At 44.6% G+C, this 15,398-nt stretch carries 13 protein-coding genes; 4 read left to right on the forward strand and 9 right to left on the reverse strand.

What is annotated here, in order from left to right; translation table 11 throughout:
• Positions 1–153: 153 nt before the first annotated feature.
• Positions 154–1,533, forward strand: a complete 1,380-nt coding sequence (locus tag AACM02_RS05335) for a tyrosine phenol-lyase (protein WP_339116291.1) — start codon at positions 154–156, stop codon at positions 1,531–1,533.
• On the opposite strand, the gene hydE is transcribed toward AACM02_RS05335, so the two are convergent.
• The 9 genes from hydE to AACM02_RS05380 form a co-directional block, all read right to left on the reverse strand.
• Entirely contained in the window at positions 1,482–2,600 is a 1,119-nt protein-coding gene (hydE, locus tag AACM02_RS05340; RefSeq protein ID WP_339116292.1) for a [FeFe] hydrogenase H-cluster radical SAM maturase HydE, read from the reverse strand. The two genes, AACM02_RS05335 and hydE, sit on opposite strands and share 52 nt — an antisense overlap.
• Positions 2,597–3,778: a [FeFe] hydrogenase H-cluster maturation GTPase HydF gene (hydF, locus tag AACM02_RS05345; RefSeq protein ID WP_339116293.1), complete on the reverse strand. Its 1,182-nt coding sequence runs from the start codon at positions 3,776–3,778 to the stop codon at positions 2,597–2,599. The genes hydE and hydF overlap by 4 nt, the downstream gene beginning before the upstream one ends.
• Before the next feature lie 8 nt (positions 3,779–3,786).
• Positions 3,787–5,208, reverse strand: a complete 1,422-nt coding sequence (gene hydG, locus AACM02_RS05350) for a [FeFe] hydrogenase H-cluster radical SAM maturase HydG (protein WP_339116294.1) — start codon at positions 5,206–5,208, stop codon at positions 3,787–3,789.
• 89 nt (positions 5,209–5,297) lie between these two features.
• Positions 5,298–6,383, reverse strand: coding sequence for a TerC/Alx family metal homeostasis membrane protein (locus tag AACM02_RS05355; RefSeq protein ID WP_339116295.1), 1,086 nt, complete (start codon positions 6,381–6,383; stop codon positions 5,298–5,300).
• A gap of 195 nt (positions 6,384–6,578) precedes the next feature.
• On the reverse strand, positions 6,579–7,601 hold the full coding sequence (locus AACM02_RS05360) for a PmoA family protein (protein WP_332456477.1): 1,023 nt from the start codon (positions 7,599–7,601) through the stop codon (positions 6,579–6,581).
• Positions 7,602–7,716: 115 nt separating this feature from the next.
• The gene (locus AACM02_RS05365; RefSeq protein ID WP_339116296.1) at positions 7,717–9,099 is read right to left on the reverse strand and encodes a Gfo/Idh/MocA family oxidoreductase; all 1,383 of its coding nucleotides are present in this window, start codon (positions 9,097–9,099) and stop codon (positions 7,717–7,719) included.
• Between the two features lie 34 nt (positions 9,100–9,133).
• Positions 9,134–10,495 carry a Gfo/Idh/MocA family protein gene (locus AACM02_RS05370; RefSeq protein WP_286849356.1) on the reverse strand — a complete coding sequence of 454 codons (1,362 nt, stop codon included), beginning with the start codon at positions 10,493–10,495 and terminating at the stop codon, positions 9,134–9,136.
• 38 nt (positions 10,496–10,533) lie between these two features.
• Positions 10,534–11,874 (reverse strand): Gfo/Idh/MocA family protein, encoded by a 1,341-nt coding sequence (locus tag AACM02_RS05375; protein WP_214063794.1) that lies wholly within the window; start codon positions 11,872–11,874, stop codon positions 10,534–10,536.
• 4 nt (positions 11,875–11,878) lie between these two features.
• A complete protein-coding gene (locus AACM02_RS05380) occupies positions 11,879–12,739 on the reverse strand; it encodes a sugar phosphate isomerase/epimerase (protein WP_286849358.1) in 861 nt (286 codons plus the stop codon).
• Between the two features lie 438 nt (positions 12,740–13,177).
• On the opposite strand from AACM02_RS05380, the gene dapA reads away from it, so the two are divergent.
• Genes dapA through AACM02_RS05395 form a run of 3 tightly spaced genes read left to right on the forward strand, consistent with a single transcriptional unit; the run spans position 13,178 to position 15,301 of the window.
• A complete protein-coding gene (dapA, locus tag AACM02_RS05385; RefSeq protein WP_339116297.1) occupies positions 13,178–14,086 on the forward strand; it encodes a 4-hydroxy-tetrahydrodipicolinate synthase in 909 nt (302 codons plus the stop codon).
• Positions 14,087–14,138: 52 nt separating this feature from the next.
• Positions 14,139–14,744, forward strand: coding sequence for a riboflavin synthase (locus AACM02_RS05390; protein ID WP_214062742.1), 606 nt, complete (start codon positions 14,139–14,141; stop codon positions 14,742–14,744).
• An 11-nt stretch (positions 14,745–14,755) separates the two neighbouring features.
• Positions 14,756–15,301 carry a nitroreductase family protein gene (locus tag AACM02_RS05395; RefSeq protein ID WP_286849364.1) on the forward strand — a complete coding sequence of 182 codons (546 nt, stop codon included), beginning with the start codon at positions 14,756–14,758 and terminating at the stop codon, positions 15,299–15,301.
• Positions 15,302–15,398: the final 97 nt, after the last annotated feature.

Below are 15,398 nucleotides of genomic sequence, written 5' to 3' on the forward strand. Positions count from 1 at the left end.
GGAGTTTTAATTTTTACATTTCTTTTGTCATTTAGAAACTCGATTATTTCTATTTGTTAGTTATTTTTAAAAGATACACTTAAATTCTTTTGTTATTTCGTCTTTTTGTCATAATTTTGGGGTATAATGCCAATACACATTAATACCACTATTATGAATTTAAACGACTATCCTGCGGAGCCTTTCCGCATAAAAACGGTGGAAACCGTTAAAATGATCTCCCGTGAAGAGCGGGAAAAAGTTATCCAGGAAGCCGGATACAACACTTTCCTGATCAACTCCGAAGATGTGTATATTGATTTACTGACCGATAGCGGAACCAATGCCATGAGCGACAGGCAGTGGGCCGGTATGATGATGGGCGACGAAGCCTATGCCGGAAGCAAGAACTTTCATCATCTGGAACAAGTCGTGCAGGAAATTTTCGGATTCAAACACCTGGTGCCTACGCATCAGGGGCGCGGGGCTGAGAACCTGCTTTCGCAAATTGCCATTAAACCCGGGCAATTCGTGCCCGGAAACATGTATTTCACCACCACGCGTTATCACCAGGAGCGCAACGGCGGAATTTTTGTCGATATCATCCGCGATGAGGCGCACGACGCCGGATTGGACATTCCGTTTAAAGGAGACATCGACCTGAACAAACTGCAAAAACTTATCGACGAAAAAGGGGCTGAGAACATTGCCTATGTCTGCCTCGCCGTTACCGTGAATCTGGCGGGCGGGCAGCCTGTTTCCATGAAAAACATGCGGGAGGTGAGGCAACTGGCCGATAAATACAAGATTAACGTGTTTTACGATGCCACCCGATGCGTGGAGAATGCCTATTTCATCAAAGAACGGGAAGAGGGCTTTGCCGGTAAATCGATCCAGGAAATCGTCCGCGAAATGTTTAGTTATGCCGATGGTTGCACCATGAGCGGAAAGAAGGACTGTCTGGTGAATATCGGCGGTTTTTTGTGCATGAACGATGAGGACCTGTTTGCCGCTGCAAAAGAACTGGTGGTGGTTTACGAGGGAATGCCTTCATACGGCGGAATGGCCGGACGCGATATGGAAGCCATGGCTATCGGATTGCAGGAATCTACGCAAGTTGAATATATAGAGCACCGCATCAAGCAGGTCCGTTATTTGGGTGATAAACTCAAAGCGGCCGGAATTCCTATTATAGAGCCTGTTGGGGGCCACGCCGTTTTCCTGGATGCGCACCGTTTCTGCCCGCACCTCACGCAAGATCAATTCCCGGCGCAAAGCCTGGCGGCAAACCTCTACGTAGAATCGGGCGTTCGAAGCATGGAGCGAGGCATCGTTTCTGCCGGACGCGATAAAAACACGGGCAAAAACCATGCGCCCAAGTTGGAAACGGTTCGGTTAACCATTCCACGCCGTGTGTATACCTATCGTCACATGGATGTGGTGGCCGATGCGGTTATCAACCTGTATAAACACAAGGAAAAAATCAAGGGGCTTCGTTTTGTTTATGAACCCAGGCAGTTGAGGTTCTTTACGGCACGGTTTGAGGAGATCTGATGCGTTTTGTAATGCTTGGAATTTCCCTGCCTGAAATAGCCAATCTCGTGGCCTATGCTTTTAAGCTGTTGTTCGAGAAAAAGCAGGTTCTCCTCGTTACTCTGTTGCGAGACGGGCTTGTTCTGATAAAGGGAATAATCATCCCGGTACTGTTTCGGAGTGATGTTGGGCATCAGTACATTAGCGCCGATGAGGATGGCTTTTTCGCGGCCTTCCTTTTCAATGGATTGCAAGGCGGTGGTCGCGGCGATGTTGATATCGGGCATGAGGATACGCAGGAGGGCTACCATTTTAAGGCTTAAATTGAATCGTTCCCGCAGCGAAAGCAGTTCACTCTTGTTTTTGTAGAGTGGAGTCTGTGCATGTTCGATGTAGGGGCCCATACCACACATATCGATGTCGAATTGCTTCATAAACAACAAATCGTTTGCCAGGTCTTCGACAGTCTGAAACGGTAGGCCGATCATGACGCCTGTTCCTGTTTGGTAACCTATTTTTTTTAGCGATTCCAGGGCATTCAGGCGTTTGTCAAAACGGTGTGTATCATCGTCGGGATGTATTTTACGGTAAAGTTCTCCGGAGGAGGATTCGATACGGAGCAAATAGCGGCTGGCTCCGCTCTCAAACCACCGGCGATAGACCTCTTCAGGCTGTTCGCCGCAAGAGAGGGTAATGCCGATTTCCCGGTTGGTAATACGCATGGCTTCTTTCAGTAAGGAGTCGATCTTTCGGGTAAATGTATCCGACGTGAGTTCTCCGCTTTGGATGGCGACGGATCCCAATCCGTTTTCGTAGGCAAACCGGATAGCTTCCAATGCCTCATCGCAGGACAAACAGTACCGATGTGTGTGCGTGTTATCCCGGCGGATACCGCAATAATAACAATTCTTTTCGCAAATGTTGGAAAATTCGATCAGCCCGCGCAGATAAACGGTGTTGCCCACGTTCTCTTGTTTGATTTTAGCGGCATAATCAAACAAAAGTTGCTTTTCCTCACCCTCGGTGCAGAGTAGGCGGACTAAATCTTCTTGGAGAAGTTTCTGTTTATGCAATAGGGTTGGAATCATAAAAACATTCTCGTTGCCCGTTCAAAAATACCGTTTACATACGCGAGGACCATTCCGTAATTGGTGACTGGAATGTCCTTTTCCGTGAACGGTTTTATCCGGTTTATCAGTTGTTTGCGTGTAACCATGCATCCCCCACATTGGATGACGAGAGAATAATCGATGGGTGCAATCTCCGACAATCCGCCTACAACGGTGAACGATAGGTTTTTACCGGTGAAGTTCCGGAGGAGTTGCGGTATCTTCACCCGTCCGATATCGTCGCAGTTGGTTTGATGAGTGCAGCTTTCCAACATAAGGATATTATCCCCGTCTTTTAGTTTAGACAGGTGAGGAGTGCCTTGCAGGTAGTCATTGAAATCGCCTTTTTGTCGGGCAAACAGGATGCTGAAGCTTGTTAACGGAACGTTTTCGGGAATGCGTGTTGCCACATAGCCAAAGGCCTGACTGTCGGTAACAACAAGCGCTGGAGGTATACCTAGCTTCAGAAAATCGTCCAACTCGGTCTCTTTTACCACTACTGTAATGCAATGGTTATCCAGAGCATCGCGTATGGCCTGGTTTTGCGGCAGGATCAGTCGTCCTTCGGGAGCTTCGCTGTCAATGGGAGTTATGAACAATACTGTGTCCTTCGGTTTTACCAGATCGCCTATAAGCGTTCTGTGTTGTTGGCTTTCCCCGGGTATTATTTTCTTTAGTGCATCAATTATTTTCTCCGAATCTCCCGGATCTTTTGCACTGAAATCGAGAACCGTGGCATCGCTGTGGTGTTTTATTGCGGTTTTTGTGAGGGCAGCAATTTTTGACAGGTCGCTTTTGTTGTGAAGGATGAGGTAGGGGATACCGAATTTCCCAAAGTGCCGAATAAGCTCCAGTTCGTACTGTCCAAACTGATTTCCCGCAATCAGTAACACGGCGCAGTCCACTTTCTTTATCGCATCGAGTGATTTGTCGATGCGCTTTCTTCCCAATTCACCCGCATCATCAATTCCGGCGGTATCCACCAATACTACTGGGCCGATTCCAAGAATCTCGACCGATTTCTTTACCGGGTCGGTCGTCGTGCCGGGTATGTCGGATATTATAGCGGTCTCCTGCCCCGTGAGCAGGTTGATCAGTGAGCTTTTACCGGTGTTCCGGCGGCCAAAAATGCCGATATGTGGTCTGGAATTGGTCATTTCCCCAATTAAAAATACAAATCCCGTTCTCCCCGTTTTATTTTTTCTATTCTTTCACGTACCTGATGTTGTACATTTTCGTTGAGTTCGTGAATGTTTTTTTCAATCACGTCCCATCCCTTTTCTGCGGTGTGCTCCGGTGCATAGTCCATCAGGTATTCGGCCAGCGTGAGTATTGCGTTGGGAGTGCAGAACCGTTTGATGAAGCCAGGAACGGAGAACTCCATAAAGTGTTCACCCGTACGTCCCAGACGGTAGCAGGCCGTACAGAAGGACGGTAGCATATCCTGCTGAAGCAACTCGTCGATGATTTCGTTGAGTGATCGGTCGTCGTTTATACGGAATTGCCCTTTTTTGAGATCATGGTTTTGCTCCTTTTCAGCGTAACTGCCCAATTCAATTTTTGTTCCACCGTCGATTTGCGATACCCCGAACTGAATCAGTTGGTTACGAAGCTCCGCGGGTTCGCGGGCTGTAAGAATCATTCCCGTGTATGGAACAGCCAACCGGAGTATAGCTACCAACCGGGTAAAATCTTCGTCCGACACGAAATATTCATCGCCCAAATCAAGCATTGATGCGTCTTTGATCCGGGGGAACGAAATGGTGTGTGGCCCTACGTTGTAGCATGCCTCCAGATGATTGGTGTGGCGAACCAGCCCCATCACCTCGAACCTCCAGTCGTACAATCCGAAAAGTGCACCTATCCCCACATCGTCCAGTCCGGCTTCCAACGCCCGGTCGAGTGAAGTCAGGCGGTAGTCGAAATCAGCCTTTTTACCGCGTAAATGATAGGTCTTGTATGCTTCGCGGTGATAGGTTTCCTGAAACACCTGATAGGTGCCGATACCGGCTTCTTTCACCGTACGGAACCCTTCTATGTCTAGTGGGGCCGCGTTAATGTTTACACGGCGGATTTCGCCGTTGCCTTTCTTCACGCTGTATGCTATTTTTACAGTTTGGGCAATGAATTCAGGGCTGTATTGCGCATGTTCGCCGTAAACGAGAATCAATCGCTTTTGTCCATTATCTTCCAGTACTTCTATCTCTTTTACCAGTTCTTTGTCTGAGAGCGTTTTACGAACGGCATCCCTGTTAGAAGCCTTAAATCCGCAGTAAGCACAATTGTTGGAGCACTTATTGCCCACATAAAGAGGTGCGAACAGCACGATTCGGTTCCCGTAAATTTTTTTCTTAAGTTCCTTGGCTCCCTCCTTAATGAGTTGTACCGACCCCGGATCGGTAGCATTGATAAGTATGGCCACTTCTTCGAGATTCAGCCTGCTTTTTGCCAGTGATTTTTCAACCACTTCTTTCACCTTGACGGGTGTGGAGATTGTTTTGTTGAGGAAATCCCAGATCTCGCCTGTATCGATGAAGGGTTGCATCGGTGCATCGGGAATGGCGTATTTTTCCGGGGTAAATTTCATAAAATGTTTATTCACAGGGTGAACTGCAAAATTACACAATTTATTCCATCAATCACAGAACTTTCTCGTGTTCTGTACTGGAAAATCAACTAATGCATAAATTTTCCCACATGTTTGGGTTTCGACTCCTCCATTTCTTCTTTCAATTTCTGCACAGCTTCCTGAAGCTTATCGGATTCTTTTCGTTCGGAAATCAGCATGGATAAAAGGATAGAAATAATCAACGTACCGATGATAACCGCTAGCGAGACCCATGAATGGTGTGCAAAAAATTCTCCTACCGAATGCACGGAACTCAGCAGCATTTTCATGCCTATAAACAAGAGAATGAAACTCACACCTGTTTTCAAGTAACGGAACATTCCCATAATTCCTTTCAACGCGAAAAAAAGCGATATTAAGCCCATCAATGCGAAAACATTGGAAGAAATGGCAAGAAAGTTCTCTTCACTGAGTGTAAGGACGTTGTTTATACCTTCTTTTATAACGCCGATAATAGCCGGAATAGAGTCAACAGCAAACAAGATGTCGGTGGAGCCGATAACAAGCAAGGCAAGAAAAATATTGGTTAAGTGGATTTTTCCGTTTATTTGAGTGAAAAAATGAGGCGAATGTATGTCGGGATCGATGGGGAATAACCTGGAAGCTCCCTTGTACAGAATGTTCGATTTGGGATTTACGTTTTCATCTTCTTTCGAAAAAGCCATCTTGTATGCCGTCCAAATCAAAACAACACCAAATATGTAGATAATCCAGTGAAAGCGTTCTACCAGTTCCATTCCCACCAGTATAAAAAGAATTCTTAGTACAACCGAAATCAAAATTCCCAGTTTCAGTAACTTTGGTTGGTTTTTCGGATGAATGCCCATCATTGAAAAGATCAGTATAAATACGAAAAGATTATCCACGGATAACGAATATTCCGTCAAATACCCCGAGATAAATTTCGTCATCATTACAGGGCCGGTTCGCACCGTGCTTTCCGGATTCTGAGGGAAGAGAAAATAAAGAGAAGCTCCAAATGCTGTTGCTACGGAAATCCATACGGCTGTCCAGGTTAAGGATGATTTCACACTAATCGTTCTTTGGCGGTGGGAAGTCACGTATAGGTCTATTCCATACACAATGATGAAGATGGCTATAAAAGCAATCCAGTAAAGTGCTATTGCATTCATAAAAAAAGAAGAGAATTACCGTTGTTTTTTAATGGTCTCTACGATTTTAAAGGGTAGATGTTCTGCCGGATAAAAATCAGCTAAAATTACACTGAATTTCCATCCGTTATTCTTAATCCGGTTTAAATTAAGTTAAAAGCCAGGAGCATCTTCGCTTCTGGCTTTTTGATTATGTGAACGATGTGTAATCCACGGTCAATTAAAATCGTCAGAAAACCTGTTTATTTCCTGATCACTCATATCTCCGGCAATAATAACCTTGTGTTTAAAAGTTACTCTCTCACCGCTGGACAACTTCAATTCAACCGGGTCCGAATTCTTATCCACGACCTTTCCCCCCAGATTGTTGGCTGCAAATAATCCATAACCTCTTGCGTGAGACCATGCCGGATAATTAGGGTTGTTTTTATTGTCCATGATAACGATGGTGATTGTTTCGCCTTCCTTATCAGCTTTTAAAGCAACCCATTTGCTCCTTTTTCCCCAGACGTCTCCCCCTGTTAAACCTTCTGCATTTCTGTAGAATCCATTTACACCTTCGTTATTCAGGGCCGGAGTTTCTGTTACATTTCCGTTTGCATCTAAAAACTTCTCAGCTTTTTGAGTCGGTTCCTCGAAAGTTCTGTCTACCCTCAAACCGATCAGCCCTTCTTTGTTCCCTGTAAAAGTTACTTCCTTATTTGCTGTCAGTTCTGTAACTCTTTCAATCGTCCTGATATCGTTTTTCAGCCCTTCAAAGATGTAGGTCGTCTTTTCATTCAATAAAATACTTCCATTATTATCTGTCCATTTTGATTGAACAACCAATCTCCCTTTCCGGTTATCTGCTTCAATAACTTTATCAAACAAAATTATCCCATATTTATCTTTATCTTCCGGTTTTATGGAATAGGAGTTATTCCAGAAATCAAGTCCGTTTACATCCCCGAAATTAAACCATAATCCAATGTGATGTGGATGATCGGTTCTCTCAAAAGGCCTTGGATTCAAGGGGAACCCTCTTGTGATAAATTTTCCGGAGGGTGTTTTTATAGGATAAAGACATGGCTTTTCCAGGTTTTCCGGATAAATAAACGATGTAAAATAAATATCGTTTACGTATACCTCAACTGCCTTTTTTTCTTCGCTGACATTAAACCTGACGTTTGTTGAAGTGCCTTGGCAGCTTACATGCATTATCAGCGCTGCAATGATTAGGGCTTTAACTGTTTTTTTCATCTTTTGAATTATAGCAACTTATTGACTTTGTTTCGTATGTTCAATAATTGCAACAACATATGTAAAAGTTCAGTTTAATACATATTTATGGTTGTATTTAACTAAGATGATACTGTTATAACCGCTTGTATTCTTTTTTCGCTTGCGGTTTAATTGACGTCAAGCTCTCGATCATAACAGGTGCTCCTGCCGCAATACTTTTTCTGGCGGCGATTCCCACCAGGCAGGCAAGTGCTCCGTCTCTTATGCCGGCAGCCTGTTTGTATGGGTCTTCGGTGTTGGGAACAAAGATTTGATCTTTCAGCAAGGCATCTCCACCTCCATGTCCTGAGGTGCCGTGAGGTATTTGAATGTATTGCCTTTTGGAGAAGTTTTTAAACAGCACAATTTCATCAAAATTTACGTCCTTCGTAGGCCTTGATTCTTCGATCCATGCATCTATACGTCCTTTTGTTCCGTTAAAAGCGATTCTGTAGCCTTCATAGGGAGAATAGGTGGTCAGGGAGTAAGCAACCTGAACGCCGTTTTTATACCGGATTGTTGCTGCCATTTTATCGTAAATATCAACGTCGTTTTTAAACACACAACCATCCCTCAGATATCCATCGTATTTTTCATTATCGACATACAACCGCTTCATGTTTTCATTTTTCATTATATCAAAATAAAAACTACATTGACTGGTGTGGGGACAGGTGCGGCAGTTTACTGCCCTGAAAGGACCGTTTTTTCCATAAAAATTTAACTCTCCTAAAGCATATACGCTCTCAGGGTCACTATCAATCCACCAATTTAGAAGATCAAAATGATGGCTGGCTTTGTGAACCCATAAAGAACCGCTTTTTTCAACTAATCTGTGCCATCTCCTGAAGTAATCAGCACCATGAGACGTGTCCAGATACCAGTGGAAGTCGACGGAGGTGAGTTCCCCTATCTCTCCTGCCCGAAGGAGTTCCCACATCTTCACCCGGTGAGGAGAATAGCGGTAATTAAAAGTAACCCTGCACTTCTTCCCGGTTCTTTTTTCTGCATCGATTATAGCCTGCATTTTCTTCTCGTCGGTTGTCATCGGCTTTTCTACGATAATGTCGGCCCCTAATTCCATCCCCCTGATAATAAACTGATCGTGTGTATTATCTACCGTTGTTACAATTAACACTTCCGGTTTAGCCTCTTTCATCATTTTCTCAAAATCAGTGAATGTAGGGCACGAAACCCCCATCGTCTCTTTGGCTAAAACTACTCTCCCCGGATTGATATCGCAAAGCCCAACGAATTCAATGTAGTTGGGATAGCTTTGAACAACGCTTCTTCCCCACATGCCTGTTCCCCGAACACCCGTACCTACCATGGCTATTCGAGTTTTTTTTGCGGGTTGCAAAGTTTCTGCTGTAGATGCGTAAATTGGGGATGAAGGATTGATCAACGTTGTTCCTGCCATTGCCCCTGAGAGAGCCAGAAAATGTCTTCTGGACATTGAGTTTGATTCTTTTTTCATGTTATATCTGTTAAATCTTTTGATTCTCATGGAATTAATACTTGAATACTTTCCCTCCTGCCATTACCTGTTTTTGTTTTTCATCGAATGTGGCGCGTTGTCCGGTGCGTAAGGCGGCCGTAACCATGATATCGGCGATAGAGTGGTTGTAGCCTGCTTCCACGGGAGCATTTGTTTTTACATTGCCGGCCCTCACACAGTCCATCCAGTTTTTCATATGCGCATTTGTGAGCGGGTCTGAGCCTGTGTCTGAGCCTGTTTCCACACTTATCTTCGGTAATTCGAAAGTATCAAGCATAAAGGGTTTCATTCCCATATCGCCTGCGTGCCTTTCTGTCAATCCGCCATCATTGTTGATGATGTTGGTGTCCAGGTCAAGTTTCCCCCCGTTGGAGAAATACCACTCTTTTGTCCCTCCCGACGAGTTGTTTTGCCTGGAGGAATAAATTACCTGGAATCCTTCTCCCGGTTCTTTTTCTTTGGCGTGTCCATAATCAAAAACAGCAGTCATGGTATCGTAGTTGGTTCTTCCGTCGTTCCACATGTAGATCCCGCCGTTTGCCACTACCGACCGGGGATAATCCAGTTCTGAGAACCAGTGTACGGTATCGATCTGATGTGCCATCCATTGGCCGGGTATGCCGGATGAATAGGGCCAGAACAGGCGGTATTCCAGGTATTTTCGCGGATCCCACGGTTCGTAGGGGCGGTTCATCAAAAAGCGTTTCCAGTCGGTATCCTGTTCGCGGATTTCTCTGGTGAGTTGGGGTAAACGCCATCGTCCGGGCTGGTTGACGTTCCATGTCATTTCCACGGCAATGATCTTGCCGAATTTTCCCGATTTAATGTAGTCGTATGCAGCGTGGTAATTTGTTCCGCTCCGGCGTTGTGATCCAACCTGAATAACCTTGTTAGTCTCTTTGGCTGCTTTCAACGCAAAGTTAGCATCGTCCATGGTTTCAGCGAAAGGTTTTTCCACATATACATCACATCCGGCCCTGACTGCTTCGGCGGTATGAAGCGCATGTTGAAAATCTGCGGTACTGATAATTACGGCGTCGGGCTTTTGAGACCAGAGCTCATCGGTGTTTCTGGCGGTTCTGAGGTCTCCTCCGGCTTGCTCCTTGTACCAGGCTTGTCCTTCGTCTCGGCGACGATTCCAAATGTCGCAGACGGTAAAGAGTTCGAAGTTCATCTCTTTGGCATATTTGAGGAATGATTTCCCGAGTGCACCTCTGAATCGGTTGGAAAAACCCAATATGCCTACCCTCACTTTATCGTTGGAGCCGATGATATTGGCATAACTTTTAGCCGACATATTCATCGTGCTTCCCAGCGTTATTCCGGCCACACCGAGTGCCGATTTTTTTATAAAATCACGTCTTGAATTTTTCATCTCATTTAAAGCTTAAAATTGATCGTATTGAAATTAAATTATTTCAGTGTTGGCTCCCATCCGGGTTCATATTCCCGGTTCCATAGTTTCATAGCTTCCCGGTCAAACATACGCCCGGTTTTGTCATCGATATCAAAACCCTTACCGATACGATACGCTACATTGGCATAATGTACCATAGCATTACTGATGGACGCATCGTCAATGGGTGCGGTAAGTTTCGACTTACCCCTGATAGTATCGAAGAAGTTGATCACATGGCCGGTAGTCATGTCGCCACCTCCACCAAGTGCCGTACCTGCTTCACTTGAAGTAGAAGTTCTTTCTTTCATCACTTTCCCCCCTCGGTCGTAAAGAATGTATTTATCCCGGTTTACGAAGACGGTACCTTCACTGCCATAAATAATTGTTCCTCTGTCCGCTCCGTAGGTCTTGTGCCCGTTCCGGCTTTTACCATCCCACTTGATTATTTTGTCACCGGCAAAACGGAATGTAGCATCCATAGTGTCGTACATCTCCCATCCGTCGTTGGCGAAATGTCGCTTGGCGGCTTCCACTTCAACGTTTAGGGGGAAATCAACGTTCAGTGCCCAGCGTGCAACATCCAGTTCGTGTGTGGCGTTGTTGCCTGCTTCGGCCGTTCCGTAATCCCAGCCGTACCAATGCCAGTTATAATCCCAGGTCTCTTCGGTATAATCGCGGCGGGGTGCCGGCCCCTGAAACAACTCCCAATCCAGTCCGACAGGAATGGCCGCTTTTTTCTGGAGCGGTACTTCACCCCTTGTATTGGCATAAAAGGCTACTGCCTTATAGGGGTTTCCGATAACGCCGCGGTGTAGCTCCCTTATGATTTCAACGGTGTGATCCGAGGAACGTTGCTGGTTACCCATCTGCACTATCTTGTTGAATTTTTGGGCGGCTTTTACCAGAATTTCATTTTCGAACATGTTGTGGCTGCATGGTTTCTCAACATACACATGTTTGCCGGCTTTCATGGCCATTACGGAACCGGGCGTGTGCCAGTGGTCGGGTGTTGCGTTGAATACAGCATCCACTTTTTTATCGTCGAGCACCCGGCGTATATCGTTTTCGGATTTCGGTTGGTAGCTGATGTGTTTAGAAAAATTCTGCATTGCCCGGGTACGTTGCTTCTCCATCACATCACAGAGGTAAAGTAACTGTACATTAGCTCCCTTCAAGGCGATTGGTTCGTAAAACGCACTTAACCTGCGTCCCAGCCCAATGATGGCTACGTTTAACCTGTCGTTCGCTCCGATAATGCCGGCATAACTTTTTGCCGACATGTCCATTGTGCTTCCCAGTGCTATTCCTGCCACTCCGAGTGCCGATTTTTTAATAAATCCTCTTCTTGATTCCATATTTTTAATTATTGAGTTGTCTTTTTATCGTTTCCATTGCTGTCGGTATCTGGGTGTCAAAATCTATCCAGCGAGCTTCAATGGATATTTTTCCTCTATAACCCATTTTTTTAAGGGCATTGAAGTAAGGGCGAAAGTCCTCATCGTATGTACCCGGTACAGCCCTGTCCTGTTTTTCCGCAATATGAACATGCCTGATCAGCTTTCCATACTTTACAAGGGTATCCGGACTTTCGTTTTCCATTTTCATATGATACAGATCTGCCAACAGCATGAAGTGACGATGATTGATCTCTTTAACGATTTCTCCTCCTTCCGATACGGAATTGATAAAGTTGCATTCTGTAGTGTTAAGGGGTTCCAATACGATGATTATGTTGAATTTTTGAGCAATTAACGCCATTTTTTTGCCTAATTCGATGAATTGTGCCCGGCCTTTTTTGCGTGGAAATCCTTCGGGGATGGAACGTGAACCCCCACTTCCAAAGACAATTATTTCCACTCCGGCTCGTTGTGCCCTGCGGAAAGCGGTTTCTGCAAACGTTAAAATATCGTGGTGAGCAGCTTCATTACCAACGCTTTTCAGGTTTCCGGGGATAAAGCTGTTACAGGCTTTAACAGGCAAAGGGGAGTTGGCCAATTCATTCAATATTATCTCGAACTCTTCCTCGGGCTTTGTCGGTGCAAGAAATCTGGAGACACCTTCTTCCACATATGTGTATCCGTATTGCTGCATTTTTTCTCCGTTGGCAAGATTTGTACAGATTCCTATCTGAGTAGGCTTCAACTCACTTTTTACTACGTTGCATGCAGAAAAGAATACCGGAAGAAGGGCAACATAAAAACAGTGTTTTATGTGTTTCATGTGTTTCATTTTACGTGTTTGTCTCTGCAGAATTAAAAGATATGTTTGCCAAAATGTATTGCGAAGTTGAGAAAACGAACAGGAGTTTTCCCGGAAATATTCGGACAAATATAATGAAAATACTAATGTGTACGTAAACAGGATGAAATAAATAACTTGATCGACGTTAAATTATGTTAATGAGCTAGGGGTTTTTCCGGAAATATCGCCGACAAAAATAATAAAAATGCTAATGTGTACGTAAACAGAATGAAAAAACAAGTTAAGCTACAGTTAAATTTCGAATTTCAACAAAAATACCAATCCATTAAAGTGATTTCCTTTTAAAAGTAATTGTCCAATTTATGTGGATATGGTTGAAAAAAATGTAACTTTGCGATCCGAAGTATCCATATGTTGTCGGGAGGCTTTCTCAGGAAAAATGAAAGACCTGTTTTTATGTCAAAAATCAACTTAAAAGGGATAGGTGTTGCCCTGATAACACCGTTTAAAAAAGACAAATCAGTCGATTTCGATGCGTTGGGCCGGTTGATAGATTATCAGATAGATGGGGGAATTGATTACCTCGTTGCACTGGGAACTACCGCTGAAACCCCAACACTGACACGCGATGAGCGAACCGAAATTGTGCGATTCATCGTGGAGAGAAACAACAATCGTCTCCCCCTTATTGTAGGAGTTGGAGGAAACAATACCGCTGAAATCGTTCATGAACTCAAGGTATCATATTTCTCAAACATTGCAGGAGTATTATCTGTTACTCCATATTACAATAAACCCAGCCAGGAAGGGCTTTTTCAGCATTATCGTGCTTTGAGTGAGGTTTCACCACGGCCGATTATTCTGTATAATGTTCCCGGAAGAACCGGTGTGAATATGGAAGCCGAAACTACGTTGCGGCTGGCAAAATCTTGTCCGAATATTGTGGCCATCAAGGAAGCATCGGGGAAAATGGATCAGATCCTGCAAATTATTGCTGGCCGTCCCGAAGGATTCTCCGTTATCTCCGGCGACGATGGAATTGCATTTGATCTGATAAAATCCGGTGGAGTAGGAGTTATATCTGTTTTGGGAAATGCTTTGCCTAAAGAGTTTTCTGAAATGATACATCAGGCGTTAGCCGGTAATTTCAAGATGGCTGAAACGGAAAATGTGCGTTTTACAGAAGCTATCCGGTTGATTTTCAAAGATGGGAATCCTGCCGGAGTAAAATGCATGCTCAGTGAATTGGGTTACATCGAAAATGAGCTCAGGCTGCCGTTGGTTGCGGTCTGTGATGAAACCAAGCAGCAAATAATTGAAGAATTGGAGAGGTTGAAAGTTCAGGTAATAGATAAAAAGTCTTAAAGTCTGACTTCTACATCTGATTTTGTAAATCACAAATCGTAACTAAATAATTATGTTTTCCGGAATTGTTGAAGAAGCTGCAACCGTGGTTGCATTGGAAAAAGACAAGGGTAACCTGCACATCACGTTAAGGTGCTCGTTCACGAGCGAATTAAAAATCGACCAGAGCATTGCGCACAACGGAGTTTGTCTGACAGTGGTATCCATAGAGGGTGATGCATACACCGTAACCGCCATTCAGGAGACGCTCGACCGCTCCAATCTTGGATTGTTGCAGGTGGGTAGCAAGGTGAATCTTGAACGTAGCATGAAAATGGACGGCAGGTTGGACGGGCATATCGTTCAGGGGCATGTTGACCAAACTGCCGTTTGTACCGATGTAGTTGAAGCAGATGGTAGTTGGTATTACACCTTCCGGTACCGTTTCGATAAGGAGATGGCAAAGAAGGGATACCTGACGGTAGATAAAGGGTCGGTTACGGTGAATGGTGTAAGTTTAACCGTGGTGACACCCACCAAAGATACCTTTAAAGTGGCGATCATTCCTTTTACATACGAAATGACCAATTTTCATCAGATAGAAAAAGGTACAGTCGTCAACCTGGAATTCGACATTATCGGTAAATATATCAGCAGGATTGTGGCGTTGCAGTCCTAAACGACTAATGTATGGATTTTCTTGAATTTGTTTCCACCCGGCAGAGCGACCGAGCATTCGATCCCGATAGACCGGTCGAAAAAGAAAAAATTGAACGTATCCTCGAAGCTGCCCGGTTAGCACCGTCAGCATGCAATGCGCAACCCTGGCACATGGTTGTCGTGGATGATCCTGAACTGAAAAACAGAGTGGCAGATGCCACGTCTGCGCGTGCATTGGGTATGAACCATTTTACCAAGCAGGCCCCGGTCCATATTTTGTTGGTTGAGGAAAGAGTGAACCTCACATCGGGGATCGGAGGCTGGGTAAAACAAAAGGACTATGCACAAATGGACCTGGGAATAGTAGCGGCTCATGTCGTGCTGGCAGCTCATGCCGAAGGTTTGGGGTCTTGCATTGTCGGTTGGTTCAATGAGCCGAAGATGCGTGAATTGTTGTCAATCCCCGACTCTAAGAGAGTATGGCTTGACATTGTTGTCGGATACAGTACCCAAGCCGTTCGTCCCAAAAAACGCAAAACAAACGGCGAAATCATTTCTTATAATAAATACAAATAAACGCTCTTTAATCTTTTTAACACGAACTTTCTGTTCTTTTGTTGGTTGCATCGCAAAAAAACATCATCTTTGTACCCTAAAAATAAATTATGAAACA

The sequence above is a fragment of the Petrimonas sp. genome (assembly GCF_963921705.1).
Classification (GTDB): Bacteria; Bacteroidota; Bacteroidia; order Bacteroidales; family Dysgonomonadaceae; genus Petrimonas; species Petrimonas sulfuriphila.

Excerpts from the sequence above, each read along its gene's own strand:
- hydF (WP_339116293.1), bottom strand. The coding sequence starts at position 3,778 with ATGACCAATTCCAGACCACATATCGGCATTTTTGGCCGCCGGAACACC.
- AACM02_RS05375 (WP_214063794.1), bottom strand. The coding sequence starts at position 11,874 with ATGGAATCAAGAAGAGGATTTATTAAAAAATCGGCACTCGGAGTGGCA.
- hydG (WP_339116294.1), bottom strand. The coding sequence starts at position 5,208 with ATGAAATTTACCCCGGAAAAATACGCCATTCCCGATGCACCGATGCAA.
- AACM02_RS05395 (WP_286849364.1), top strand. The coding sequence starts at position 14,756 with ATGGATTTTCTTGAATTTGTTTCCACCCGGCAGAGCGACCGAGCATTC.
- AACM02_RS05335 (WP_339116291.1), top strand. The coding sequence starts at position 154 with ATGAATTTAAACGACTATCCTGCGGAGCCTTTCCGCATAAAAACGGTG.
- hydE (WP_339116292.1), bottom strand. The coding sequence starts at position 2,600 with ATGATTCCAACCCTATTGCATAAACAGAAACTTCTCCAAGAAGATTTA.
- AACM02_RS05390 (WP_214062742.1), top strand. The coding sequence starts at position 14,139 with ATGTTTTCCGGAATTGTTGAAGAAGCTGCAACCGTGGTTGCATTGGAA.
- AACM02_RS05355 (WP_339116295.1), bottom strand. The coding sequence starts at position 6,383 with ATGAATGCAATAGCACTTTACTGGATTGCTTTTATAGCCATCTTCATC.
- AACM02_RS05360 (WP_332456477.1), bottom strand. The coding sequence starts at position 7,601 with ATGAAAAAAACAGTTAAAGCCCTAATCATTGCAGCGCTGATAATGCAT.
- AACM02_RS05365 (WP_339116296.1), bottom strand. The coding sequence starts at position 9,099 with ATGAAAAAAGAATCAAACTCAATGTCCAGAAGACATTTTCTGGCTCTC.
- dapA (WP_339116297.1), top strand. The coding sequence starts at position 13,178 with ATGTCAAAAATCAACTTAAAAGGGATAGGTGTTGCCCTGATAACACCG.
- AACM02_RS05380 (WP_286849358.1), bottom strand. The coding sequence starts at position 12,739 with ATGAAACACATAAAACACTGTTTTTATGTTGCCCTTCTTCCGGTATTC.
- AACM02_RS05370 (WP_286849356.1), bottom strand. The coding sequence starts at position 10,495 with ATGAAAAATTCAAGACGTGATTTTATAAAAAAATCGGCACTCGGTGTG.